Annotated in this window: 35 protein-coding genes and 1 pseudogene; 32 read left to right on the top strand and 4 right to left on the bottom strand. The window is 37.3% G+C overall.

Translation table 11 applies throughout. The features are described 5' to 3' along the window. Positions 1-96: 96 nt before the first annotated feature. Positions 97-840: an XRE family transcriptional regulator gene (locus tag TH67_RS07865; protein ID WP_072595099.1), complete on the bottom strand. Its 744-nt coding sequence runs from the start codon at positions 838-840 to the stop codon at positions 97-99. 242 nt (positions 841-1082) lie between these two features. Next, a complete protein-coding gene (locus tag TH67_RS07860) occupies positions 1083-1859 on the bottom strand; it encodes a hypothetical protein (protein ID WP_072595098.1) in 777 nt (258 codons plus the stop codon). 65 nt (positions 1860-1924) lie between these two features. Between TH67_RS07860 and TH67_RS10370 the strand changes: the two genes are divergently transcribed. The 16 genes from TH67_RS10370 to TH67_RS07785 all read left to right on the top strand — a co-directional run bounded on the left by TH67_RS10370 (position 1925) and on the right by TH67_RS07785 (position 11273). Then, entirely contained in the window at positions 1925-2095 is a 171-nt protein-coding gene (locus TH67_RS10370; RefSeq protein ID WP_180371744.1) for a hypothetical protein, read from the top strand. Further along, entirely contained in the window at positions 2096-4576 is a 2481-nt protein-coding gene (locus TH67_RS07855; RefSeq protein WP_072595097.1) for a DDE-type integrase/transposase/recombinase, read from the top strand. Between the two features lie 11 nt (positions 4577-4587). Then, positions 4588-5457: an AAA family ATPase gene (locus tag TH67_RS07850; protein WP_072595096.1), complete on the top strand. Its 870-nt coding sequence runs from the start codon at positions 4588-4590 to the stop codon at positions 5455-5457. A gap of 4 nt (positions 5458-5461) precedes the next feature. Further along, positions 5462-5659 carry a sigma factor-like helix-turn-helix DNA-binding protein gene (locus tag TH67_RS07845; protein WP_072595095.1) on the top strand — a complete coding sequence of 66 codons (198 nt, stop codon included), beginning with the start codon at positions 5462-5464 and terminating at the stop codon, positions 5657-5659. Positions 5660-5834: 175 nt separating this feature from the next. Next, positions 5835-6167, top strand: coding sequence for a DUF1937 family protein (locus TH67_RS07840; RefSeq protein ID WP_021086762.1), 333 nt, complete (start codon positions 5835-5837; stop codon positions 6165-6167). Positions 6168-6178: 11 nt separating this feature from the next. Next, complete coding sequence (locus tag TH67_RS07835) at positions 6179-6667, top strand: host-nuclease inhibitor Gam family protein (RefSeq protein ID WP_072595094.1); 489 nt, start codon at positions 6179-6181, stop codon at positions 6665-6667. Next, the gene (locus TH67_RS07830; RefSeq protein WP_072595093.1) at positions 6664-7029 is read left to right on the top strand and encodes a hypothetical protein; all 366 of its coding nucleotides are present in this window, start codon (positions 6664-6666) and stop codon (positions 7027-7029) included. The genes TH67_RS07835 and TH67_RS07830 overlap by 4 nt, the downstream gene beginning before the upstream one ends. 84 nt (positions 7030-7113) lie before the next feature. Beyond that, the gene (locus TH67_RS07825) at positions 7114-7341 is read left to right on the top strand and encodes a hypothetical protein (RefSeq protein ID WP_072595092.1); all 228 of its coding nucleotides are present in this window, start codon (positions 7114-7116) and stop codon (positions 7339-7341) included. 17 nt (positions 7342-7358) lie between these two features. Beyond that, entirely contained in the window at positions 7359-7691 is a 333-nt protein-coding gene (locus TH67_RS07820; RefSeq protein WP_072595091.1) for a hypothetical protein, read from the top strand. Then, the gene (locus TH67_RS07815) at positions 7681-7887 is read left to right on the top strand and encodes a hypothetical protein (protein WP_072595090.1); all 207 of its coding nucleotides are present in this window, start codon (positions 7681-7683) and stop codon (positions 7885-7887) included. The genes TH67_RS07820 and TH67_RS07815 overlap by 11 nt, the downstream gene beginning before the upstream one ends. After that, the gene (locus TH67_RS07810; RefSeq protein WP_072595089.1) at positions 7884-8327 is read left to right on the top strand and encodes a phage protein GemA/Gp16 family protein; all 444 of its coding nucleotides are present in this window, start codon (positions 7884-7886) and stop codon (positions 8325-8327) included. The genes TH67_RS07815 and TH67_RS07810 overlap by 4 nt, the downstream gene beginning before the upstream one ends. Before the next feature lie 32 nt (positions 8328-8359). Further along, positions 8360-8560, top strand: a complete 201-nt coding sequence (locus TH67_RS07805; protein ID WP_054196762.1) for an NrdR family transcriptional regulator — start codon at positions 8360-8362, stop codon at positions 8558-8560. Then, a complete protein-coding gene (locus tag TH67_RS07800) occupies positions 8553-9770 on the top strand; it encodes a hypothetical protein (RefSeq protein ID WP_072595088.1) in 1218 nt (405 codons plus the stop codon). The genes TH67_RS07805 and TH67_RS07800 overlap by 8 nt, the downstream gene beginning before the upstream one ends. Further along, the gene (locus tag TH67_RS07795; RefSeq protein ID WP_072595087.1) at positions 9767-10000 is read left to right on the top strand and encodes a hypothetical protein; all 234 of its coding nucleotides are present in this window, start codon (positions 9767-9769) and stop codon (positions 9998-10000) included. The genes TH67_RS07800 and TH67_RS07795 overlap by 4 nt, the downstream gene beginning before the upstream one ends. 9 nt (positions 10001-10009) lie before the next feature. Next, positions 10010-10444: an HK97 gp10 family phage protein gene (locus TH67_RS07790; RefSeq protein WP_072595086.1), complete on the top strand. Its 435-nt coding sequence runs from the start codon at positions 10010-10012 to the stop codon at positions 10442-10444. Between the two features lie 25 nt (positions 10445-10469). Further along, positions 10470-11273, top strand: coding sequence for a hypothetical protein (locus TH67_RS07785; RefSeq protein WP_054196758.1), 804 nt, complete (start codon positions 10470-10472; stop codon positions 11271-11273). A gap of 121 nt (positions 11274-11394) precedes the next feature. Here TH67_RS07785 and TH67_RS07780 read toward each other — a convergent pair whose 3' ends face one another. Continuing rightward, on the bottom strand, positions 11395-12963 hold the full coding sequence (locus TH67_RS07780; RefSeq protein WP_072595085.1) for a terminase large subunit domain-containing protein: 1569 nt from the start codon (positions 12961-12963) through the stop codon (positions 11395-11397). Between the two features lie 98 nt (positions 12964-13061). Beyond that, positions 13062-14123, bottom strand: coding sequence for a phage portal protein (locus tag TH67_RS07775; RefSeq protein WP_054196756.1), 1062 nt, complete (start codon positions 14121-14123; stop codon positions 13062-13064). A 199-nt stretch (positions 14124-14322) separates the two neighbouring features. Between TH67_RS07775 and TH67_RS07770 the strand changes: the two genes are divergently transcribed. From TH67_RS07770 to TH67_RS07705, 16 genes and pseudogenes are all read left to right on the top strand, one after another. Beyond that, positions 14323-15087, top strand: coding sequence for an XkdF-like putative serine protease domain-containing protein (locus tag TH67_RS07770; RefSeq protein WP_054197410.1), 765 nt, complete (start codon positions 14323-14325; stop codon positions 15085-15087). Then, a complete protein-coding gene (locus TH67_RS07765) occupies positions 15087-15986 on the top strand; it encodes a P2 family phage major capsid protein (protein ID WP_054196755.1) in 900 nt (299 codons plus the stop codon). The genes TH67_RS07770 and TH67_RS07765 overlap by 1 nt, the downstream gene beginning before the upstream one ends. Before the next feature lie 11 nt (positions 15987-15997). Continuing rightward, positions 15998-16264, top strand: a complete 267-nt coding sequence (locus tag TH67_RS07760) for a hypothetical protein (protein ID WP_072595084.1) — start codon at positions 15998-16000, stop codon at positions 16262-16264. After that, positions 16261-16569 (top strand): hypothetical protein, encoded by a 309-nt coding sequence (locus tag TH67_RS07755; protein ID WP_054196753.1) that lies wholly within the window; start codon positions 16261-16263, stop codon positions 16567-16569. The genes TH67_RS07760 and TH67_RS07755 overlap by 4 nt, the downstream gene beginning before the upstream one ends. Beyond that, the gene (locus TH67_RS07750; protein ID WP_054196752.1) at positions 16566-16928 is read left to right on the top strand and encodes a hypothetical protein; all 363 of its coding nucleotides are present in this window, start codon (positions 16566-16568) and stop codon (positions 16926-16928) included. The genes TH67_RS07755 and TH67_RS07750 overlap by 4 nt, the downstream gene beginning before the upstream one ends. Beyond that, positions 16925-17365 (top strand): glycoside hydrolase family protein, encoded by a 441-nt coding sequence (locus TH67_RS07745; RefSeq protein ID WP_072595083.1) that lies wholly within the window; start codon positions 16925-16927, stop codon positions 17363-17365. The genes TH67_RS07750 and TH67_RS07745 overlap by 4 nt, the downstream gene beginning before the upstream one ends. Then, on the top strand, positions 17346-17705 hold the full coding sequence (locus TH67_RS07740; RefSeq protein ID WP_072595082.1) for a hypothetical protein: 360 nt from the start codon (positions 17346-17348) through the stop codon (positions 17703-17705). The genes TH67_RS07745 and TH67_RS07740 overlap by 20 nt, the downstream gene beginning before the upstream one ends. Beyond that, the gene (locus tag TH67_RS07735) at positions 17702-17947 is read left to right on the top strand and encodes a hypothetical protein (protein WP_072595081.1); all 246 of its coding nucleotides are present in this window, start codon (positions 17702-17704) and stop codon (positions 17945-17947) included. The genes TH67_RS07740 and TH67_RS07735 overlap by 4 nt, the downstream gene beginning before the upstream one ends. Then, on the top strand, positions 17937-18320 hold the full coding sequence (locus TH67_RS07730) for a hypothetical protein (RefSeq protein WP_072595080.1): 384 nt from the start codon (positions 17937-17939) through the stop codon (positions 18318-18320). Before TH67_RS07735 ends, TH67_RS07730 begins: the two co-directional genes overlap by 11 nt. Further along, the gene (locus TH67_RS07725) at positions 18313-18924 is read left to right on the top strand and encodes a phage baseplate assembly protein V (protein ID WP_072595079.1); all 612 of its coding nucleotides are present in this window, start codon (positions 18313-18315) and stop codon (positions 18922-18924) included. The genes TH67_RS07730 and TH67_RS07725 overlap by 8 nt, the downstream gene beginning before the upstream one ends. Positions 18925-18926: 2 nt before the next feature. Beyond that, complete coding sequence (locus TH67_RS07720) at positions 18927-19211, top strand: GPW/gp25 family protein (RefSeq protein WP_021090248.1); 285 nt, start codon at positions 18927-18929, stop codon at positions 19209-19211. Further along, a complete protein-coding gene (locus tag TH67_RS07715) occupies positions 19208-20290 on the top strand; it encodes a baseplate assembly protein (RefSeq protein WP_072595078.1) in 1083 nt (360 codons plus the stop codon). Before TH67_RS07720 ends, TH67_RS07715 begins: the two co-directional genes overlap by 4 nt. Then, positions 20287-20442 carry a hypothetical protein gene (locus TH67_RS10700; protein ID WP_257638065.1) on the top strand — a complete coding sequence of 52 codons (156 nt, stop codon included), beginning with the start codon at positions 20287-20289 and terminating at the stop codon, positions 20440-20442. Before TH67_RS07715 ends, TH67_RS10700 begins: the two co-directional genes overlap by 4 nt. Further along, positions 20412-20639: pseudogene (locus TH67_RS10695) on the top strand (phage tail protein); the annotation flags it as partial. The gene TH67_RS10700 and the pseudogene TH67_RS10695, both read left to right, overlap by 31 nt. A gap of 54 nt (positions 20640-20693) precedes the next feature. Beyond that, on the top strand, positions 20694-20906 hold the full coding sequence (locus TH67_RS10690; protein ID WP_072595077.1) for a hypothetical protein: 213 nt from the start codon (positions 20694-20696) through the stop codon (positions 20904-20906). An 11-nt stretch (positions 20907-20917) separates the two neighbouring features. Beyond that, positions 20918-21689, top strand: a 772-nt coding sequence (locus tag TH67_RS07705; RefSeq protein ID WP_072595076.1) for a phage tail-collar fiber domain-containing protein, incomplete at its 3' end; no start/stop codon positions are given.

The raw sequence follows: 21689 nt of genomic DNA, 5'->3' as shown, positions 1-21689 counted from the left end.
TCAAAATCAAAGTGGCGAAAATTTCTTTACATCACTTTACAAAAGCTTTACATCTTTTTACAAACTCTTTTAAAAGCCGTTTAAATGGGCTTTAAATCAAGATTTTTTCATATGTGACACTACCCTACCCATTATGTGACAACATTCTAAATCTTGTTTTTGTATGACAATGGGCTCATATTTTTTATTGTCCGAAAAAAGCGTTATAGCCTTTGTTGTTGGATTTTTCTCAATACGTTTTACATATAAGTCACCATCGTAGTTTATGATATATATACAACCACTTATAATGCCATTTTCGTTTTGCATAGGATTTATAAAAAGGAGCTCTCCACTAGTTATAGTAGGTTCCATACTATCTCCACGAGCATTTATTATATGTATGCCTTTTATGCTCCCACTTATACGTAAAAACATACGCAAAAAATCTTCATCAAAGTCCATGATCACCGGTGCCTCATCGTAGTTTATCATCCCACCACCAGCACTAGCATACGTATCCTCAAAATATGGTATAGATATAGTTTTTATATCTTTTTGTGAGTTTTTAAGTTTTGTGGGACTTATGGACAAATTTTTAGACTTACGAACTAAATTTTTATTACTTATGGACAAATTTTCATTTTCACTTATGGACAAATTTTCATTGGCTAATTCTGAAACACTAATACGAAAAGCATTGGCTAATTTTTTTAAATTTTCATTCGTAGGATTTTTGTTACCTGTCTTTCCTTCATATAATTGGATAGTAGATTTTCCAATACCTGATTTATTAGCTAAATCCTCTTGCGTCCAACCATTTTCTGAACGTAAAAATTTAATTTTTTGTGCTAGATCCATAAAAAGTCCTTGACAACACCTAATATATTAGGCTATAATTCAAAATGTATTTGGAAAAATATTACTTTAAAAAAAGTAAAAAGTTTCTAAAAGGTTCTTTTAAAATTTTATTGTTGAGATGAACATAGGAGCAAAAATGGATGAATTGATGCTTTTTATGGCTTTTATGCTATTTGGCTGGATATTTTTGTTTGATGAATAGCTCCTTGCTTTGCAGAGCAAGGAGCTGTAAGAATGAGTGGCTACTTGTTGTCCTTCTTATCAACAGTAGCATTTGTTTCGCTGCTTGGTTTTGGTTTTTTGCTTGCAGTAATAGAAATGCTGCCACTTTTTCTAATTTCAACACTCTCGTTAAAGTTTTCTTTGTTGACTTTTACTTGATTGTTGGTGCTTAGAAACATCTTAGTTGTGTCGTTGCCATCAGATTCTACTGGTGGTTTATCATCAGCCATAGTTTTTACCTCCTTTCTATAATTTGTATCAAAATAGTTATATGATATATGAGCTGTAGTAAAGGCAAAAAATAAAAAGGATAAAAATAGAAAAGCAGCTCCACGTCTAATAAGGGAGGCTCTAAAAATAACTATTTCAGAGTTAAAGTCAAAGGCTTCTTTTGTGCCTTTTATACAATTTATAAGCCCTTGAGCATAGCTCCATTTATCATTTTTGATATTGGCAATAGTTTTTGGCTCAAAGTATATAAACTGTTTTTCCTTATTGTGATATAGAGCAAAAAGCAAAATACCCATTGATATAACACAAGGTAAGAGAGTTATAAATAGTTCAAATAGAACAAAGGATGTTATCAGTTTTTCCTTGACAAAGAAAAAACATATACCAAGAATGAAAGTATCAAGCCATAGATATGTTTTTATGAGATTTTTTTGAGTTGGGATGACACTTGTAAGTATAATGTCATAATCTTTTCTAATAGAGTCGTAGCTTAATTTTAGGTTACTTTCATAGTTTTTTACTATAAAGCTATCATCTTTTCTCTTTCTTAGCGTGTCTTTATACATCTTTGCACCTTTTAACTCATCTTAATAATGAAATTATATAAAAAATTAAAATAAAGGAGTGAAAAATGAGAGCATATAGGGTCAAGCAAGTGACAAGAGAGGTAAAACAGAAGCTAAAGCACGACCTCAAGGACTATTGTGAGATGAGAGGACTTAGTCTTAGTAGCCTTTATAAAGGTTTTGTGAGCCAAAAGGCTAAAAAAATACTAGAGAAAGATGGAATAAAGGTAGCCTAAATGTGGGTAAATTCAAGGGTTGCAGCTGAAATTTTAGCTATAAAATATGATGCTTTGGTAAAAGCAGTAAAAAGAGCTGAAAAATCAGGAAAAAAATTTTGCTCTATAAAGCCTAATATATTAGGTTTTATGTATATAGACGGCATTGGTCGTGGTGGCAAAACCCTTCGAATAGATATAGACGAGAGAATTTATCCAGAGATCGTGGAGAGGATCAGTAAAACAAGAGAAGGAGAGAGCTATGATGTGCCTTACAATGCAGCAAGCGGAGAGAAGTCAGGCAAAGGGGCTAGCGCTAATGATGAGAGATGTATCAGCACAGGACGTGCCAGAGCAGATGAGCTGGGCGGAAGAGATGGAGCTAATGCAAAGGACGATAGAAGAGCAAGCAATGGAGCAAAAGAGGCAGGAGAGAGCGAAGATGCAAGAGATAAAAGCAAAGAGAGCGCTGGAAGAATTTGTGATGAAGATGCAAGAGATGGGCTTTGTGACAAGAGTAACAAAACACGGAATATATGGATACAAGAGGAGGTAAAAAGAGATGAACAATGTGGCAATGATAGTAATGGCTATGTACTTGCTATATCTTGTAGTAATGATAAGCTAGAGAATATAGATAATGGCAATGGCTGCGCTGCTACTGGCACCATGTATGGTAGCAGCGCTAATAATAGCGGCAACTCTTTTGCAAATTTGCCGCTAATAGCAACTTGTAGTGAGGGAAAAAGAGCTGATGCACTATGTAAGCGTGCAATAGTTTTGGAGTGGGATAAGGCAAAAGGGAAGATAGATGAGAGTAGTTTTATAGAGTATTTAAATACAAGCAATAAATACCCTATAAAAGTAAGCTCAAATAAGCTCTATGACTGGCAAAGAAAATTTAAAAGGGGTGGTCTAGATGCACTTGTGGATAGCAGGAGTAATAATAAGAGCTTAAAACTAGAAGAGCTTGGGCTTAGTGACAAGTGCGACGAGCTAATAAAATCAAATGTAGGCAAAGGTAGGATAAATATAACAAACATCCATAAGATGCTTAACTACTACTATGCAACTTCGCAGATCGACGATAAGCTTAGCTTTGATGAGTTTTTAGCCAAAAAAGATGAGTGTGTGAGCTATGAGGTGGTAAATAGGTATGTAAATAACTACCTAAAGAAAAACAAACTTCTTAAAAATCTCATACTTTACGGCGAAGATGGTGTTATAGGCAGACAAATGCCAGCACTTGGAGTGAGCAACTGGGCAGTAAGAACGATAAATGAAGTCGTTGAAATAGATGCTAGCCCACTTGACATGATATGTAATGCCAGTGATATATGCAAAAGCATAGGATATGAGACTGTAAATAATATCTTTTCAAGTAAAGAGGAGTTTGAGAGCTACGTAAGGCAGTGGCAAAAACGCTATACGATCATAGCACTAATCGATACCTACTCAGGGGTGGCAAGCTTTCATATAAGCGATAGCGAAAATAGCCTAGCAATAGCAAGAGCTGTGGCTAAATACATAATAAGATATGGCAAACCAAAAATGATAAAAGGCGACAATGGCAAGGCCTTTAAGAGTGAATATATGAGCTCGGTTCTTGGTTCGCTTGAGATACGCTATGAGGCTGTTAGAGCATATAGTGGCTGGTTAAAACCTTATGTAGAGAGAAATTTTAGAGCGCTTCAACATAGCTTTAGTGAAAATTTAGCTGGATATATCGGACATAACATAACTGAAAGACAAGCGATAGAGTTTTTCTACTCCAAAAAAGAGAGACGCCTTAAAAAGGGCGTAAAAACTAATATAGCAAAGCTAAAAGAGCTAAGCGAAGTACAAAACCTTATGGATCTTTACACTGAGAATTTCTTAAACGCACGCTACCTAGAGCGCCTTGGTAAAACATGTAACGAAGCATACAACGAAAAGATAAACGATGCTGTGGCTATGGACGCAATAAGTCTTAGTGCGAGACTTAGCAAAAAAGAGCTAAAGCACGTGAATAAAAAGGGTGTTAGCGTGGGTGGCATGAATTTTTATAACGTGCAGATGTTTAGATATGAGCGAGTTACCATCCGAGAAAACATAGACAACATAAATGAGTGTTTTGTTTGGGATGAGGATGATAAGAACTTCATAGGCGTAGCAAATGTTCTTGATATGGATGAGGGCGTAAGTGTTGAGGAAGCAAAAGCAGCTAGAAAGCTCTTTAGCAAACGCTTGCGTGATATAAAAGATGATGCTAGCGCGGCAAGAGATAAGAGCCAAGAAGAGTTTAAACAAATGGTCATGGGTCTTGAAGCCAAAAAAGCGCTAAAGCCTGAGTTAAAGGGCGTAAATAATGAGAGCAAAGAGATCGAAGCAGCTCAAAAAAGCAGCCGATCACTGACTAAAAATAGAGCTTTTGATGATGAGTTTTTGGCTGTGGCTGGTAGTGATGTAAAAAAAGAGAAAAAGATAAAAAGTTGGCAAGAAATAGTCAATGAAACTAACTAAAAGGAGTAGTAATGAGTGAAAATATCAAAAAGCTAGAAGAATTTTTATCTAGTAACAACATAACTGGATCAGCACTTGCACGTGCAATAGGAGTGAGTCCATCGCTAATAAGCCAACTTCGTGCCGGAAGTTATAAGGGCGATAACGATGCAATAAACGCAAAAATCAATGCTTACATCAATAATTTTAACAAAAAAGCTAAGAATTTTCACGCAAACGCAAAAGAGAATGAGTTTTACGTAACTAGCGATGTAAAGATGGCAAATTTCATCATAAGTGAGGCGATAGCTGAAAAAGAGATAGGGCTAATATATGGCTTTGCTGGAAGTGGCAAGACAACAGCCCTAAAAGAGTTTGCTAGGACTAATCCAAATGTGGTTTTGATAGAGGCAACTTGTCACACGAGCGCTAAGGTTTTGCTTGAAGATCTATGCGAGGCTTTAAAAATAGATGCTACTGGTGGGCTAAATACAAAGCTAAAGGCGGTAGCTAGGTTTTTAAAGAGTAGCGATAAGGTGATAATGGTAGATGAGGCGGAGCATCTACCGCTAAAGGCGCTTGAAGATCTAAGAAGAATTTATGACTTCTCACGCACCCCGCTGATACTTTGTGGCACAGAGATACTGCTAAAAAATCTAATGGGTAAAAACAAGGAACTAAGGCAGCTTTTTAGCAGAATTTGTGGCAAATGGTGCATGCAAGGACTTAGCAAAGATGAGAGTGAAAAGATCTATACAAAAGAGATATTTCCCTACTGCAAAGGTAACTTTAGAAGCAGTGCAAAGCTATATAAAAAGGCTTTGAGGCTAGCTGAGCTAAATGGATGCCTTGTTGATGAGAGTGTCGTTGCTAGGGCGCTTGATATGGTTATCTTGGGATAGAAAAATGACACTAAAAGAGATAGCTTTGGTGCTAAATCTAAGCGTAGAGCAAGTGCGTAGGATAGAAAAAGGCGCACTTTTAAAGCTATCTCACCCAAGAAATTTCAAAAAATGGCAAGAGATAAGAGAGCTTATGGCTTTGCTTGAAGAACATAGGGCAAAAAGCGATAGCGATGAGATATATCAAGGCATAAAAGCATAAGGAGAGAGCCATGATAAAGGGAATGTTTGCATCTTACTCAAAGAAATTTTACGAAGTAAGAGGCTTATATATCTATGTAAAAGATAGTGATTTTGTAGTTGATACTTTAAGTATTTGATTTTACAAAGCCCTTAACAGAGGGCTTTTTTAAGTCAAAATTTTACAAAGGAGATAGATGAAAGAGACAATGAGACTTGTATATGTTGCTAGCCCTTATGCTGCCTTTAAAAGCGGTAAGGTAAATGCTGACTTTATGGCTTGCATGGTAGCTAAAGAAGAGTGCAGAAAGGTAAAAGAAGCTGGATATATACCGCTTAGCCCTGTGCTTGCATTTAGCGGTGTGTTTAGCGAGGAGCAAAGAGACGAGGTGCTAAAGGCTGGACTTGAAATGCTTAGCCATTGCTCTTATGTATATTTTTCAAAGCATCCAGCTAGTGAGTTTTCAAAAGGTATGGATATAGAAAGAGAATATGCAAGAGAGCTTGGCATAAGTGAGTTAGAAATTTAAAGGAGAAGAGTATGCAAATAAGTAGTTTTAGCGACGTAGACGTCGCTTTAAAAAGACTATGCGAAGTAAGCGTAGGTATAGAAAAAATTAACGGTGAAGTAACGCTTGAGTGCAACCGTATAAAAGAAGCTAGAAAGAGCGAAGTTGAAAGACTTGAGAGCGAAAAGAGCTACATCGAGCAGCAAATCACACTATTTTGTGAGGACAACAAGGCTGAATTTGCCGAAAAACGCTCTAAGGAATTTACCTTTGGCGAGATTGGCTACCGCATAAGTAAGAGTGTAAGCTTGCCACGAGTAAAAGCAAAGCTTGAAGCGTTAGTTAGCTCAATAAAAGCGTTTGGGTTAGCCAAAGAGTGCATAAGCTATACGGAGACACCAAACAAAGAGGCTTTAGCAGAGTTAAAAGATGAGGATCTAGTAAAACTTGGTCTTAAGAGAGTAGTAAAAGATAATTTTAGGATAGTGCCTAAGATAGAGAGCCTGGAGATAGGAAAATGATAGAGCCAAAATACAGAATAAAAGACAAAGCCGATTTTGAGAGAATTTTTAAAAAAATCGCCGAGCTTGATAATGAGGAGCTTAACGACAGCTTCATCGCGGAAGGCAACCACGACATAACCTACGGCAGCATAAAAGCTACTTGCGAGCTAATCGGATATGATTTGTTTCTTTTGCCGCAAGAGATAGTGGACGATCTTGATAGGGGCAAATATTCGCATATCGATACTTTTTACATCGATATCGTCAATTTAACCATGCTGGACCAAAATTTTAAGGGCAATCACTCTTTGTTCGGCGGGGCCATCCCCGATGAACTGGACATAGATGACGACGGCACGCTTAGATTGTGGTTCGATTAAAATTTAAAGGGCTTTAAGCCCTTTAAAGAGCGTTTTTAAACCACTTTAACGCTCTTTAAAAGGTTTAAAAACAAAGGAACTATTTTGACTTTTGAAGAAGCGGTAGCTAATTTTCACGCAGCTAACAAAGAGGCACAGATAAAAGAATTTAAGTGCTTGCGTCCTAGAGATGAAGTGATAGCAGAGTTTAACGAAAAGCTCGATGCGTATTGGCTTAGCATGCTTGAGCCAGAGCTAAAAGAGAAATTTGCAGGCAAAGAGCTACTAGCTTTGCAAATTTTAAAAGGCTTTGGACTAAATGAAAGAGCATAAAATTTAAAGGGGCGTTAATGGAGCTTTTAAAAGAGATGAGTGAATATGCATTAAAAGATAGCTGCCTAAAATACTCACTAAAAGGGGCAAGCATAGAGTATCAAACATTGATCTTTTACTTTGCTTCACCAAATGATCAGGCGTATTTTAACAACAATTTAGAGCCTATAAAGGCAAATTTACGTGAGTTTTGGAAGATCCACGCCAAAGAGATAAAGCAAAATGGAATTTACTTCACCGACGTAATCGCAAAGCTGGCACAAAAAGAGCCTAAAAAGCAGATGGATAAAGATCTAGCCAACCTCTTTGATCAATTAAGAGAAGCAATAAGGGCAAGAGATGAGCTTTAAGCAAAGAGAACACCTAAGAATTTTAGCCATTAAAAGACATGAAAATGCACTTTTTAGGCTGAAAAATGCACTTGGTTACGATGAGGATTTTTATAAATTTAAAAATGGCAGACTAAATGTAGCTAAGCTTGCAAGATGTGCTGGAGTGAGCGAAAAATTTGCAAGACGTGAGCTTGATATAAGGGGGCTAATATGAACCAAAGTGAGTATAGAAAGAGACTTTTAACACTCATCCACATAAACCCACTTTACAAGCAGATCGTAGAAAATGGAGCTTGGCAAGAATGGCTAATGCTTCGCTTTGGTGTAGAGAGCAGCAAGGAGCTTAGCATAAGCGAGCTAAATTTGGCCCTTGATATATTGCAAGAGAGAGTAGATGATAGGCTAGGCTTTGAGCCAGACATTAAAGGTAGGCGCATTTTCAAAAAAGACGCTATCACGCAGAAGCAGCTTAAAAAGATAGAGGTTTTGCTAGATGTTCTTGGCTGGGATGAAAATAGTGCTAGGAGATTTTACTACCGCCAGATCGGAGCACTTGTGACAAACATAGCCTTACTAAACTCAAAACAAGCTACAAAGATCATTACTGGACTAAGTGCCGTTATAAAATGTGAAAAAAATCCCAAAAAAAGCTAATATTTTTTTAAAAATATATAAAAAGGATTTTTATGTTTTGTCCTTACTGCGGTTTTGAAAAGACTAAGGTTTTAAATACTATGAAAGGCTTGCAAAACAAGCGTTATAGGGTTTGTGATAAGTGTAAAAGAAGCTTTGTGAGTATCGAAGCACTTTTTTGTGATCCGTACTGGCAAGAGTATGCTAAGGCTACTAAAGAGCTTGGCGATCTTAAGGGTATAAAAAATGAATAACGAGCTACTTCTAAGCACACTTTTAAAGGCTAAATTTGACAAAAACAAAGGCGTTAGCGAGCTAGTAGATGAGTTTATAAAACAAAATGCGAAGCTAGCTAAAAAGGAGTTAGAGGCACAGCTTGCAAATTTGCTTATATTTATAAATGAGAATTATAACATTGATAAAAAGGTGTTAAAGGAGCTTGTAAATTCTAAAATTTCATCAATGGGACTAAGCATAAGTCCAAATAATCTTGAAGAAATTTACGCCGTGCTTGCAGGTAAAAATATAGCCGTAAATATAGTCTTTGATGAGATAGACATAAGGGCTATAAACGCTATGAGAAATAACTTCTATTGGGTTGGCAAAGAGTTTAACAAAGGCTTTACTGGTAGGCTAAAAGATATCATTGAGAATGCTTTTCGTGGCGAGGTAGCAAGAAGCGAACTAGCAGGGAGACTAAAAGACGAATTTGCAAGTGAGCTAAAGCAAAGCGTGAGATACTTTGAGGGAGTGAGTGATCATATCATCAGCCAAAATCAAAACATATCAACAGTAAATCAGGCTAGGAAATACGGCGTAAAATACTATAAAGTAGTAGCTGTGATGGATAGTAGAACGAGCGCTATATGTAGATCGATGAGTGGTAGGCTCATACCAGCAGAGCACATAGAAAGACAGTGTGATAATATCATGAATGCAAAGGATATGGCCAGCAAAAAGGCAGCAGCTACATGGGCAAAAGAACCATACAATGGTAGAAGCGATAAGATGGATAGTAACTTTGGCATGCCGCCATATCATTTTAGATGCAGGACTGAGATCGTGCCTGCATGGGTTGATGAATATGAAAATGACGGCGTGACAATGAGAGCCAGCGAAGCACCGAGCAAAGACGAGATCATAAGACACATAGATAAAATGGGCGTGGAGAGGGTGCTGACTTTTACAAACGCAAATGATAAAAAGCATAGTGCAAATTTGCTGCAACGCACATCGGCAGCAAAGATAGTTTCAGCGCTTAACTCTATCACACATATAGCTCCACATACAAATGTTGAGCAAAAATCAATAGCAAAAACGCAAAATGGCTATATTATAATTTTTGATGGTGATAAAATAGACACTATATTTCCTACAAAAGACAATCAAGCATTAAAAAAATACTTTGAAAATTATGCCAAAAAGGATAAAATCGAAGTCATAAAGAGATGGTGGCAGATATGAAATATTTTGTTTTTGATAGCGGCATAGAACTTATTATAACAAGTGATAAAAGCCTAAAGGATAAAAGTGCTGATGTATGTTCATGCGTAGGCGATCTTGCTAGCTTTATAGAGTATGTAAAGACTGCAATAGATGATGGAAGCGAGCATGATTTTTTCTTTGATAGTGGTGAAAAATTTAGCGGAGATTTGTGCTCGTGTTTAGAGTATGTAGCCAAAAAGAGAGCTTAGTAGGTTTTAATGAATTTTAATAGTGCTTTTAAAAGGTTTTTGTTTCGCATAGGCTCAGGGGTAAGATATAGAGCAAAGCAAGTAGCGCCATATAAAACTGGTAATCTTAAAAAAGATATACAAGTTTTTGATGAGAAGATAGATAGTTTTAGCATAAGTGTGGGAAATACAAAGCTTGCACCTTATGCTAAATTTGTATATTTTGGTACAAGGCCACATGTTATAAAACCAAAAAAGATGAAGGCTCTTGCAAACAAAAAGAGCGGTCAAATTTTTGGCAAAAGTGTAAATCACCCTGGCACAAAGGCAAACCCATATATCGAGAAAGCTTTTAGCGAGTATATAAGTAGCGCTAGCTTTGTAAAGGCAAAAGAGCAATTAGCTAAGGATATAGGAGATGAGACAGTAAAATTTATAACAAGTTCCATTAATAACATTAAGTGATATAATTTCATAAAAAAGGCTAAAAATGCATTGGTTTATTGCTATTTTTATACTTGCTTTGGTTGTTTTTATGATATTAAATCATCGGGATTTAAAAAAATGGAGTAAAATCTTAGGCTATAAGCCTACATCAGATGAACTTAAGATTATAATTGAGCTTGAACTTGAAAAATATCCACAATCAGAAATAATCCAAATTTTACAAGCTTTTAAATCAAAAATGCTTGATAAAAAAGCGATAAAAGAGCTTATAAAAGATAAAAGAGAAAAACTAAAACATCAAGAAGCCAATAAATTGGCTAAAAAATATATAGAGATAGAACTACAATGTAAAACAAAGCAACAAGATTTAAAGGATAAACCAAAAGAAATAGAACATAAGAAACAAGAATTGACAAAAGTAAACAATAAAATACAAACGATTAAACAAGACGAAGTATTAGAAGCTGAAATTATACAAGAATATCCGGATAACACACCTATTGAAATTATAGATTATTATGAAAGGCGAGAGTTTGATGCTATGCGTTTTGCCTTACAAAGAGTAGCTTACGAGATGGTCGGAGATAGACACACACAACAAGAAAAAGACCAATTTAAAAAAATTATGATTTATTTTGCATACAAAGATCCACTCTATAACGATTGCATTAAAAAAATCATTGGTATAGTAGCCAAAAATGAAGGTATGTTTCAAACTCAAATCTATCAGTATTTTAAAGAGTATGACATCGAGATAATGAGATATGTGCTTTATTTTGCAAATGAACTAGGTGACATTCACAGGGTTAAAAGTGGACGCACTTACAAATTATATACAAATACTTAAAAATAGTGCGTTTTTATACCGTTGCAAATTGAAATGTTGGGAGACATTTTAAATAATTGAGCCTTGCTAAGAGTAGAGCCTTTTGGCTCTACTTGGATTTTATCACCCCCCCCCCTTTTTTTTATAATATCACCGCTCCGCCGCCTTTTCGTTTTACAACAGCCTCTATCTTACGACAAGCTAGAGCTAACGCCCAAAACCTATCTGCGTGACCATACTCGTTTCTTTTAGCATCATACTTAAAGCTTTTTGTTCCTGCTGTGCGTTTTATGGCGTGAAGATCACTGATTAAAAGTGGATCGTTTGGTATGCTTATCTTTTTGTCTTCAAAGAGTTTCTTTAAATTTAGAGCCATTTGCTCCTTTGTGCCGGCTGTAAAATATACTCCATTTACCCTGCTTTTAAATTTAGCATGCATAGTTTCTGTTAAATTTAGACCGATGCCGGTTTTATCCATATCAAGGGTTGCTAGTGGGTAGGAGCGCAGGTGAGAGCTTAAGACATCTTCTTGCTCTTTAAAGCTAGCTTTTGCAAGCACATTAAGCATAGCAAGAGTATATGTATCATCGCTATTGATCACACTTACAAGTGTTGAACGGTCGCTAACTCTTCCTATATCATACCCACAAAGCAGCGGAGTGTTTGAGCTTGGGCTAAAATAGCTAAGCTTTTCATCTATGCAGCTTTTGATAAGCGTAATAGACAGTAGGCTGCTCTCATCATCTATAAAGACGCATTCATAAGCACTAGCCCATGTATCAGCATCAAAGAGTGCTTTCATGGTTTCAAGGTCAAACTCTAGCCCATCTCCCATAGCTCTATAAATATCAACATGGAACCGCTTAAACATCTTATACTTTTGCTCGTCAAAGTACAGCTCATGAAAAAGGCTCTTTTCTTCAAATGGTGTTGAAAGTATTGTTAAGCGACCTTTAACAGCACCGATGCTTGGCACAAAAGCGTGCCAAATTTTCTTAGGGTTTGGGTACCATGCAAACTCATCCATCCAAATATCACCAGTAAAACCTTGAACTGTACGAAAGTTGTGAGCGAGAGCTTTTATAATAGCGCCATTTTCTAGCTTTATCTCAGTCTCACTATCTTTTGCTAAAGCCACTCCAAACCTATCAGACCATAGTTTTAAATATCTCATTAGGATTAGCGCTTGTTCTTCTGAAGCGGACAAAAATAGCTGGTTTCTACCGCCAACTGCTCCTATAAGTGCGTCAGCTGCTGCCACGTAGCTAAAGCCTATCTGGCGCGATTTTAGTACGATACGAAACTGAGCATCGCTTTGCAAAAATTCTTTTTGATAAGCAAACAGTTCGCCATCTTTTACTATCTCATCTCTTAAAATTTTGGCACTTTTGTCTAAGCTTACTGGTGGCAAAACATAGGCTTTTTGCTCTTTGGCTGCTTTGCTTTTGCTCTCGATCTTATTTAACGCCACTATAAGATCAGCAAGCTGGGCCGTCTCATCAGGGACTAACTTTTTCTTTTTGCTTAAACACTCAACCTGCTTTTTTAGTGCCTTTACACCATCATCAAGACTAAATTCATCATTTGCCTGCTCTAACCACTTTTGTAATGTTGGGCGAGATACGTTCATTTGCTTTGAAACTAGCACTGAGCTCACGCCACTTTTTAATAAATTTATACACTCTTTTTTAAACTCTTCATTATAAGCCATTTAAAGCCCTTTTATATTATTAAAATACATTTGTATTGCCTTTTAGTATTTAAACGTTTTTAAAGGGGGTTTAAACGTTTTTAAACACTATTTTTATCCTACTCAATATTCTTTTGCCAGCCAAGTATACTTCTAGCTTCAGAAATTGAGATGATCCCTCTTTCAACAAGCTGCGTAACTATCTCGCCATCGTCTTTAAAATTTGTTACATCAACAGCACTTAATACCACTTTTATACCGATGCTTCTAAAAAAGCCTTCTATTAGCTCTATTTTTGGTTTTATCTCAAGCTCGTTAAATTGGTGAAGTTGGCCTATAAGCTCTCCACTTCCGCCAAGCTGGGCACTTTGAATGATACCAAGCAGACGTGGCGGAATACCATGAGCTGCTGCTATCTCATCACGGCTTACTTCCTTTAGTGCTTTAAAGCTTAGATCTTGTACTTCTGATAGCTTTTCAAAACGAATTTTTGCATCCTTTTCGCCAATCGAGTTTGTATAGCATAGGAGTGTTTTATGCGCATTAGCACTTCCTTTATAGTTTTCACTAAAAAATTTTTTGTAAGCTGCTATTTGTTCTTCGCTAGGCTCTGAGTTTTCATGAATGATAGCAAGATCAGGCCTTGCTCCATTTTGGAAAAATGAGTAGTTATACATGTCTGCTTGCCTATTTGTCAAAATCTGACACATAGCTGCAAGATAGTCTGGCTCGCCGTAGTATCTTGAGCTTGGAGAATAAAATTTAAGATAGTATCCATCAAGTTTTATCTTTTTACCAGATTTGCCTACCTGAAACATTTGCTTATCTTTATTGGTTCGCCACTCATGAGCTGGTATATTGTAGAGTTTATAGTTTGTCTTAGCTCCAGCTTTTTCAATAGGAGCATTGCCAAAAAGCTCTAGGTTATAGCAAAACTCAAATAAAAACTCTTTCTCACTTACATTTTGAGGTAAAAACTTTGCCAGATCGCTCTCATCTATTTCTATCTGAGAGAGCATATTGGCTTTTATTTTTATGGCACGGCGGTGATATACGTTTGCATAGTGAAGCTCTAAAAGATCACTAAAACTTATAAAAGGCTCTATATAATCACCGTTTTGCACATCAGACGAGAGTTGCAAACTCGGAGTATCTGACTTAAAAATAAATTTGTTCTCCACACTCACTCCTTATTATTACCTAAATTTGAGCAAAGACTAAGACCATAAATCTTTAATCTACGCTAGGGGTAAATTTATCTGAAAAATTTTTTAAAACATTAGCAAATGACCATTATTTAGCATTTCTAAAAATAGCCTTTCTTATAAAATGCCCACTAGCAAAGAGCCTTTTTGGCTTAAAAATGAAAGAGGTAAAAAGATGGCAAACAAACTAACTAACCTAAGTATCACGCACATATCTCTTGTAAAAGCTGGTGCAAACAAAAAGAGCATCATTTATAAAAGTGACGCAAGTGAGCCAAGCTTTGAAAAAGATGTGAGCATCGCCAAATTTGACGAAGAAAAAGGCGTTGTATATGGGATTGTGTATTCACCAGATGAAGTAGATACTCAGGGGGATTTTACGGACGCGGCCGAGATTGAAAAGGCTGCCTATGCTTTTATGAAGGATCTTAAAGGTCAAAACATAGACAAGGAGCATGACTTTAAGCCAGACGGCAAAGCATACGTGGCTGAGAGCTGGATAGTAAGAGAAAACGATGCTCTCTTTAAGAGCGAGAAGGTGGGAAGCTGGGCAGTTGGTATCAAGATAGAAAGCGACGAGCTAAAAGAACTTATAAAAAGTGGCGAGATCGCAGGACTTTCAATGGCAGGATTTGCGAAGCGTGAAGAGGTACAAAAAAACGATACTTCAATAGCTGCTGCCATAGCAAATGGTTTTAACGAGCTACTAAAGAAATTTGAAAAAACTAAAAAAGGAGAGGACAAAGTGGAAAAAGAAACAAAAGAAATTTCACAAGCAGAGGAGATAAAAAAGACGCTTGTTGAAGGTATGGATGAGCTTAACAAGAAGCTCCTTGGCTTTGAGAAGCGTATAAGCGAGCTTGAGGATGTCGCAAAAGATAGCAAACAAAGCAAAAATATAGAAAAAACAGATGACAAAATAGTAGGAGGAATACTTTAATGTTAGAGGGACTTGGTTTAAAAGATATTGCAAAAGGCAGCATGAATGCTACTAGTGCGACACTAAGTGGTAGTTTAACTCCAGAGCAAGCAACTAGTCTTATAAATGTGATTAAAGACAATAGTGAATTTTTGCAAAAAATTCATGTTGACAAAATGAGTCGCTTAACTAAAGAGCTTGATGGCTGGGATGCTATGAGGGGCGTTTTGGTACGTGTAGCAAGTGGCGAAAAACCAAGCGATGCACAAAGAACGCAGCTTAAAAAAGCAGGCGTAAAGCTAGAAGCAAAAAGTGTGCAACTTTTTGCAAGGGTACTTCAAGATACACTAGCAGACAACCAAAATAATCCAAATTTTGAGAGTGAAACATTTAACTCTTTTGGAACAATTTTCGGTAATGATCTTGCACTTCTTGGCTTTAGTGGTACAAGTGATACTTATGCAAATAGCTTTGAGACGCTACATAAAGGCTGGATCCAAACAGCAAAAGATAGTAATGACGTCACAAAAGTTACTTATGTCGCAAATGATAGTGTAAGCAAACGCTTAACAGCACTTGCCCAATCAATCAACCCAGACGCCTTAGTTGATAGTGTAATCTTAATAAGCACAGCTGACATGCAGGAGTACAACAAAGAAATTTCAGCGTTAAATGCACCAACCTACCTAATAAATGGCAATGCTGATCGTGTGCTTGGTGTAAAGCTTGAAGTTAGTCCTTTAATGCCAAAAGGCGTTTACATGGCTACTCCGCTTAAAAATTTAGTTCTTGGCGTATGCCTTGATATAAATCGCAACCGTTGGTATGACCCAGAAGAGAGAGCACTAAAATACATCTTTGATGCAAGTGTGGACTATGAGATCATAATCAAAAAATGGGTCAGCATAGCAACTCTTTAAAAGGAGAATTAATGGAATTTATAGTTTTAAAAGATAGTGCGATAGATGGCAGCTTTGTAAGGACTGGCGAGGTCGTAACTTTAGAGCAAGAAAAAGCAGAGGCTTATGAAAAAGCTCTAATGATAGAGCCACTAAACAAGCCTGAGACATCTGTGGAGCCTGAGCTATCGTCTACAAAGTCAGACATGCCTTTAGCACAGGATCCAACTGATGGAGATGATCTCGAAGATGAGCCTGGTTCATCTACAAAGTCAGACAAGAAAAACAAGCAGAAATGATTGCACGAGCTGAATTTAAAGAGGCTTTTTCAAAAAGAGCTAAATCGGTACTTTTCAACCCAGAAGAGATCACAGATGAGGCTCTTGATGTAGCTACTCACGAAACCTACGAAGAGTGCAATGGACGAGTAGTAAAGAGCTGGGCGATGATGGACTTTGCTCTCATTCGCTTAAAGCTATATCTAAAAATCGCTCTAAGCGAAGAGGATAGTTTACTTTTAAGTAAAGCTATAAGCGAGATAAAAGCAAGCCCACTTGAAAGCAAGCCAACATTTAACAGTTTCATTAGGCTGGAGTGCGTATGAATGATCTAGTCCAAATTTACAAGTCTTTAAAACAGATAGCACCTGAGGCTATTTGCATATCAAAGGCAAGCCCTCAGGGCGGAGTTTATCTACTTTTTGATGGCATAAAAAGTGTGGCGTGGAAAAAGGATCGTGCAAGTTTTAGGATCATTTTTGCATCGCATTCACTAGTTGATGATAATTTTAGCGCTCTATCTAGGCTTGATGAGTTAAGGCAAAGATTTATCGCAAAGTCTGCGATCTTTGGTGAAGATGCCATAAGCGAGATGAAATTTGATGGCTTTGAAGATAGCCTTTTTAAATATAGCTTTGTAGTAGAAGTTGATATTTATAGGGATGAGGAGAACGAAGATTTATGAGCTTAAAAGAAAATATAAAAGAAAACGAAGGCTTTAAAAGCCACATATATCAGGATACTCGTGGGTATCCTACTATCGGATATGGCTTTAAGGTTTCATCTCTTAGTAAAGACGAACTCTTTCTAAATGGCGGCAAGGTTGAGCCTATGAGTAAAGCGGTAGCAGATCAGATTTTAGAGATGAAGCTTATTAAGCTCATACCTAGCGTTTGTGAAGCTTTTCCTTGGCTGGAAGATAAGCCAAAAAATGTCCAAGACGTGGTAATAGAAATGTGTTATCAAATGGGAGTGCCAGGAGTTAAAAAATTTGTTACCACTCTTAATTTTATAAAGTCTGGCGAATATGAGGCAGCCTATAAGAATGGACTAGATAGCCTTTGGGCAAAACAAACGCCTAACCGGGCAAAGAAGGTGCTAAGTGGGTTACTTGATAGCTAAACTTCCTATCGTAGGCTTTGCATTGGCCGCGCTTTTAGGTTTTGCTTGCGTAAATTTGTTTTTGGAAAATTCAAAACTCCAAAGTATAAATTCCGTCTTGCTTAAAGACCTTAAAAGCGAAAAAGAGAAAAACGAGCGATTAACCAAGGACTACACTACAGTCAAAAACAATCTAAGTGCCTGCGATACAGCTCTTGCTTCACAAAACGAAGCTATAAAGGCTGCTGCGGTAAAGATCGACGATACCCCGTCAAAAGAGGCCGAGAGAATAAAGAAAATCTACGTCAAAGATAAAAGTTGCGAAAGCGAGTTGGCTGCATATAAGGAGCTGTTTAAATGAGAATATTAGTGTTCTTTGTGGCGCTCGTTCTGCTTTTTTCAGGCTGCGCGAATAAACAAGTGCCTGAGCCTAGTGTTATATATAAAGAAAAATATATGCCCATAAAATGCAATGCCGAAATGCCACTAAAACCCAAAAATGATGGCACGTTTGAGACGGACAAGAAGATTGCTGTTTATTACCGCGACTGTGAAAGAAAACTAAAAAAATGTCTTGGAATAAAGGAAGAAGATGGAAAATAGCGGCTTAAATTTTAGTGACGAGATAAGAGAGACAGCTGGATTAATAAATTTAGCTGGATCATGGGGTTTAAATGAATTTATCGTCTTTATGGCGATTTTTGGCTTTATCGGTTTTGTGGTGGTCTTTTTGCTGCTTAGTAGATATACGAGCAAAAACACTGATTTGATGATCGATGTGGTGAATAAAAATAGTGAAGCTATAAATAAACAAAGCAGCGCCACTGAAAAGCTAAGCGATATTTTAGCAGCAAATTTCGCAACAAATAAAGAGAAGCTTAATGAAATACATGAAGATGTAAAAGAGATCAAGCATAGCGTAAAGTATACGAGAATGCCAAGAAATAAAAAATTTAGCGAGCATATAAATGATTGAAGTCGGAATTATAAGTGAAGTAAGAAATGACCGTGCAAAAGTTGCCATTGGTTCGATGGTAACTGATTTTTTGCCGGTATTTCAAGCACATGCCAACTCTTATGCAGTGAGCTTTTCACCAATACGAGTAGGAGAGCAAGTGCTAGTGCTGCCTGTGCATGATGAATTAAACTCAGGTGTGGTGCTTCGTGGGCTTTATCAAAGTTCATATAAAACTGATGCGACTGATAAGAAAGTACATATAAATTTTGAAGATGGCATAAAGATGAGTTATGACAGCTCTAGCTCTTGTCTTGAAATTTCATCTCCAAAGCTTATAAACATAACTTGCGATAACGCAAATGTAAAGGCTAAGAATGTGATGGTGGAGGCCAGTGACACAACTATAAAAAGCGGGGATATCAAGCTGCTCGGCAATACACTCATTGAAGGGTCAATAAATACAGCAGGAAGCGGTGGTGGTAGTGGTAGCTTTGAGATAAATGGAGATGTAAGGATCACTGGCTCAATCACAGCAGGTGGTAATGCAAACTTTGGCGGTAGCGTACGTGATGGACGTGGCAACCTAAGCGATCATACAAATAACGGACTTGCGAGGGATTAGCGATGAAATATCTCATTGATATAGAAAACTCTATCAAAGACATACTCCTAACTCCGCTTGGCTCAAGGGTGATGCTGCCTGAGTATGGCAGCAGAATTTATGAGCTAATAGATCGCAAGGTAGATGATGAATTTCGTGCTGATCTGGCGTGCTTTGTGATAGAGGCGGTTGAAAAATGGGAAAAGAGAGTCAAGATCGATGAAGTTCGTCTTATAGGTTTAAAAGATCATAAGCTTAGCTTTAAAGTAGTGCTTATGAGTGGTGATGAGATAGAGGTAAGAGCATGAATTTAAAACAACTTCCATATCCAAACGTTATTAAGGTGCTTAAATATGATGAAATTTTAAATAATGTTAAAAACATTTTTAAAGAGCATTTAACTGATGATGAAATTTCACTACTTGAAAGTGACAATTATTCGGCACTTCTTGAAACGCTAGCTTATAGAGAACTGCTCTTACGAGCCAGGATAAATGATAGTGTTAAGGCTATGTTGCTGCCATTTTCTACTGGAGATGACCTTGATAACATAGTAGCGATTTATGGCATAGAGAGGTTAAAAGGCGAGAGACCAACGGCGCAGTGTGAGTTTAGTCTTTCAATGCCAAGAAGCAGCGATACATATTTGCCAAAAGGGCTAATTTTACGCAGCGAAAATGGTGAAATAGCTAGTTTAAAAAGTGAAGTTGTAATAACAGCAAACGAGCTAAAAACTGTTGGAGTGATCATCTTGGATGAGTTTACAAAAACCAGCAAAGCAAAGTGCGAATATATCCAAACACCACTACCTTTTGTATTAAAAGCAAAACAGCTAAGTGAGTTTGAAGGCGGAGCCGAGCGTGAAAGCGATGATAGGCTAAGAGAGCGTGCAGTTTTAAGCCTAGAGCGTTTCTCAACTGCAGGCAGTGCTAAAGCATATACTTATCAAACACTAAGCGCAAATGCAAAGGTGCTGGAGTGTAGTGTGCTAAATGGCGGTGCTGGGGTGGTGCAAATTTATCTAAAAACTACCGACATGAGCGAAGAGACACGCAAAGATGTGGAGAGCTTTTTAAGTGCCGAAAAGGTCAGGCCACTAACCGACAATCTAAGCGTGTTAAATGCCACGAAAATAGACATAAAGGTAGTAGCTACCCTTGAGCTAACAGATATGCTCTTTCAAGACGAAATTGCTAAAAATATATCAGCTCTGCCAACTACTCTTAGTCTTGGAGAGGATCTAAATTTAAGCTACATCTATAAAAATCTACACACCAATGGCGTTTATAGAGTAAGTCTTAAAGAACCGCTGAATGATAAAAAGATAAGCGTAAAAGAATTTGTAAATTTAAGCTATGAGATAAGCTACAAAAAGGCTGAGTTATGAGCTTGCTGCCTAATCACAAAAGTAAATTTGATAAGAAATTTGATGAGCTTTTTGGCGTAAGGTTTGAGGATTTAGACATTGGCGTCATAAATACTCTTGCAAGCAAAGCTCCAAAAATTTACTGCCAGTACTTGCAGCTAGCTTTGATGTAGATATTGATGGACTAAACGAAAATGAAGCTAGAGAGCTCATAAAAAATGCTTTTGAGATACATTACTACTCAGGCACTTTTTATAGCCTAAATAAGGCATTAAGCGCACTTTATGCAGATGCCAAGGTTAAAGAGTGGTTTGATTATGCAGGACTACCTTATCACTTCAAACTAGAGCTTGATGCAAGTAAAAATGGAGTAAGCCCACAGACGCTAAAGAGATCTGATGAGATCATAAACACCTATAAAAACGTGCGTAGCGTATATGACGGCGCTAGCATAAAAGCGACTGCTAGCATAAATTTAAAAGCCTACTCTTACACATTTAGCGGTGAAAGCATAAGCGTAGATCCTTACGTAATATCAAATATAAGCCAAAGAGCAAGCTTTAAAGTAGGAGCTACTACGCAGATAAACGAGATCATAAGCATACCAATCGATGCAATAAGAGTTTTAACAAGATAAAGGACGGATAAATGAAGCAATACACACTTTTAACAGCTAGTGGCATAAATAAGCTACTAAAAACCGCTAGCGACGGATCAAAGATCGCATTAAAAGAAGTTGTAGTAAGCGATTACGATGGAGAGCTAAGCGAGCAGACAACATCAATACCAAATGAGAAGTATAGGGGTGCAATAAACGCCGTAACAATAGACGAAAACGATAATAACATCCTAGACGTCGATGCCATCATACCACCTGAAGTTGGCGGATTTTACATAAAAACGGCTGGCATATACTGTGATGATGGCTCACTCTTTGCAGTGGCACGCCTTGCAGATACTTATAAGCCGCTTTTAAACGAAGGGTCGAGTAAAGACATCACATTAAATTTTAAACTTCAAATCGCAAATGCGAGTGAGAGCATCATTTTAAAAGTCGATAATAACGTAGTACTTGCCACAAGAAAGTGGAGCGAAAATCAATTTTTAAAAAAGACCGACAAGATCGATGCGTATACCAAACGCGAAAGCGATGATAAGTTCGCCCTAAAAACTGAGCTAACGGACGGCTTGCCAATAGGTGCATATCTAAGCTATCCAAGTCAAAAGGCAATCCCCGCTGGCTTTTTGCTAGCGGACGGCAGAAGCCTTAAGAAGTCAGAATATCCAGAGCTATTTAATGTATTGGGTTACATATATGGTGGCTCGGGAGAAAACTTTAACTTACCTAATTTCAGTGACGGTAAGTTTATGAGATCTATAGGTGGCAACGCTGTAGGATTAGGTGTAGTTCAACAAGACG

This window comes from Campylobacter concisus, from assembly GCF_001891085.1.
GTDB lineage: Bacteria > Campylobacterota > Campylobacteria > Campylobacterales > Campylobacteraceae > Campylobacter_A > Campylobacter_A concisus_O.
The sequence above is the reverse complement of the archived record's forward strand: the minus strand, read 5'-3'. Positions and strand labels throughout refer to the sequence as shown.

Coding starts and splice junctions, on each gene's coding strand:
- TH67_RS07770 (WP_054197410.1), top strand. CDS start 14,323: ATGGCAAACAAACTAACTAACCTAAGTATCACGCACATATCTCTTGTA.
- TH67_RS07750 (WP_054196752.1), top strand. CDS start 16,566: ATGAATGATCTAGTCCAAATTTACAAGTCTTTAAAACAGATAGCACCT.
- TH67_RS07795 (WP_072595087.1), top strand. CDS start 9,767: ATGAAATATTTTGTTTTTGATAGCGGCATAGAACTTATTATAACAAGT.
- TH67_RS07745 (WP_072595083.1), top strand. CDS start 16,925: ATGAGCTTAAAAGAAAATATAAAAGAAAACGAAGGCTTTAAAAGCCAC.
- TH67_RS10370 (WP_180371744.1), top strand. CDS start 1,925: ATGAGAGCATATAGGGTCAAGCAAGTGACAAGAGAGGTAAAACAGAAG.
- TH67_RS07850 (WP_072595096.1), top strand. CDS start 4,588: ATGAGTGAAAATATCAAAAAGCTAGAAGAATTTTTATCTAGTAACAAC.
- TH67_RS07840 (WP_021086762.1), top strand. CDS start 5,835: ATGAAAGAGACAATGAGACTTGTATATGTTGCTAGCCCTTATGCTGCC.
- TH67_RS07830 (WP_072595093.1), top strand. CDS start 6,664: ATGATAGAGCCAAAATACAGAATAAAAGACAAAGCCGATTTTGAGAGA.
- TH67_RS07855 (WP_072595097.1), top strand. CDS start 2,096: ATGTGGGTAAATTCAAGGGTTGCAGCTGAAATTTTAGCTATAAAATAT.
- TH67_RS07755 (WP_054196753.1), top strand. CDS start 16,261: ATGATTGCACGAGCTGAATTTAAAGAGGCTTTTTCAAAAAGAGCTAAA.
- TH67_RS07860 (WP_072595098.1), bottom strand. CDS start 1,859: ATGTATAAAGACACGCTAAGAAAGAGAAAAGATGATAGCTTTATAGTA.
- TH67_RS07730 (WP_072595080.1), top strand. CDS start 17,937: ATGGAAAATAGCGGCTTAAATTTTAGTGACGAGATAAGAGAGACAGCT.
- TH67_RS07810 (WP_072595089.1), top strand. CDS start 7,884: ATGAACCAAAGTGAGTATAGAAAGAGACTTTTAACACTCATCCACATA.
- TH67_RS07735 (WP_072595081.1), top strand. CDS start 17,702: ATGAGAATATTAGTGTTCTTTGTGGCGCTCGTTCTGCTTTTTTCAGGC.
- TH67_RS07760 (WP_072595084.1), top strand. CDS start 15,998: ATGGAATTTATAGTTTTAAAAGATAGTGCGATAGATGGCAGCTTTGTA.
- TH67_RS07785 (WP_054196758.1), top strand. CDS start 10,470: ATGCATTGGTTTATTGCTATTTTTATACTTGCTTTGGTTGTTTTTATG.
- TH67_RS07800 (WP_072595088.1), top strand. CDS start 8,553: ATGAATAACGAGCTACTTCTAAGCACACTTTTAAAGGCTAAATTTGAC.
- TH67_RS07845 (WP_072595095.1), top strand. CDS start 5,462: ATGACACTAAAAGAGATAGCTTTGGTGCTAAATCTAAGCGTAGAGCAA.
- TH67_RS07720 (WP_021090248.1), top strand. CDS start 18,927: ATGAAATATCTCATTGATATAGAAAACTCTATCAAAGACATACTCCTA.
- TH67_RS07820 (WP_072595091.1), top strand. CDS start 7,359: ATGGAGCTTTTAAAAGAGATGAGTGAATATGCATTAAAAGATAGCTGC.
- TH67_RS07765 (WP_054196755.1), top strand. CDS start 15,087: ATGTTAGAGGGACTTGGTTTAAAAGATATTGCAAAAGGCAGCATGAAT.
- TH67_RS07780 (WP_072595085.1), bottom strand. CDS start 12,963: ATGGCTTATAATGAAGAGTTTAAAAAAGAGTGTATAAATTTATTAAAA.
- TH67_RS07815 (WP_072595090.1), top strand. CDS start 7,681: ATGAGCTTTAAGCAAAGAGAACACCTAAGAATTTTAGCCATTAAAAGA.
- TH67_RS07805 (WP_054196762.1), top strand. CDS start 8,360: ATGTTTTGTCCTTACTGCGGTTTTGAAAAGACTAAGGTTTTAAATACT.
- TH67_RS07790 (WP_072595086.1), top strand. CDS start 10,010: ATGAATTTTAATAGTGCTTTTAAAAGGTTTTTGTTTCGCATAGGCTCA.
- TH67_RS07865 (WP_072595099.1), bottom strand. CDS start 840: ATGGATCTAGCACAAAAAATTAAATTTTTACGTTCAGAAAATGGTTGG.
- TH67_RS07725 (WP_072595079.1), top strand. CDS start 18,313: ATGATTGAAGTCGGAATTATAAGTGAAGTAAGAAATGACCGTGCAAAA.
- TH67_RS07835 (WP_072595094.1), top strand. CDS start 6,179: ATGCAAATAAGTAGTTTTAGCGACGTAGACGTCGCTTTAAAAAGACTA.
- TH67_RS07715 (WP_072595078.1), top strand. CDS start 19,208: ATGAATTTAAAACAACTTCCATATCCAAACGTTATTAAGGTGCTTAAA.
- TH67_RS10700 (WP_257638065.1), top strand. CDS start 20,287: ATGAGCTTGCTGCCTAATCACAAAAGTAAATTTGATAAGAAATTTGAT.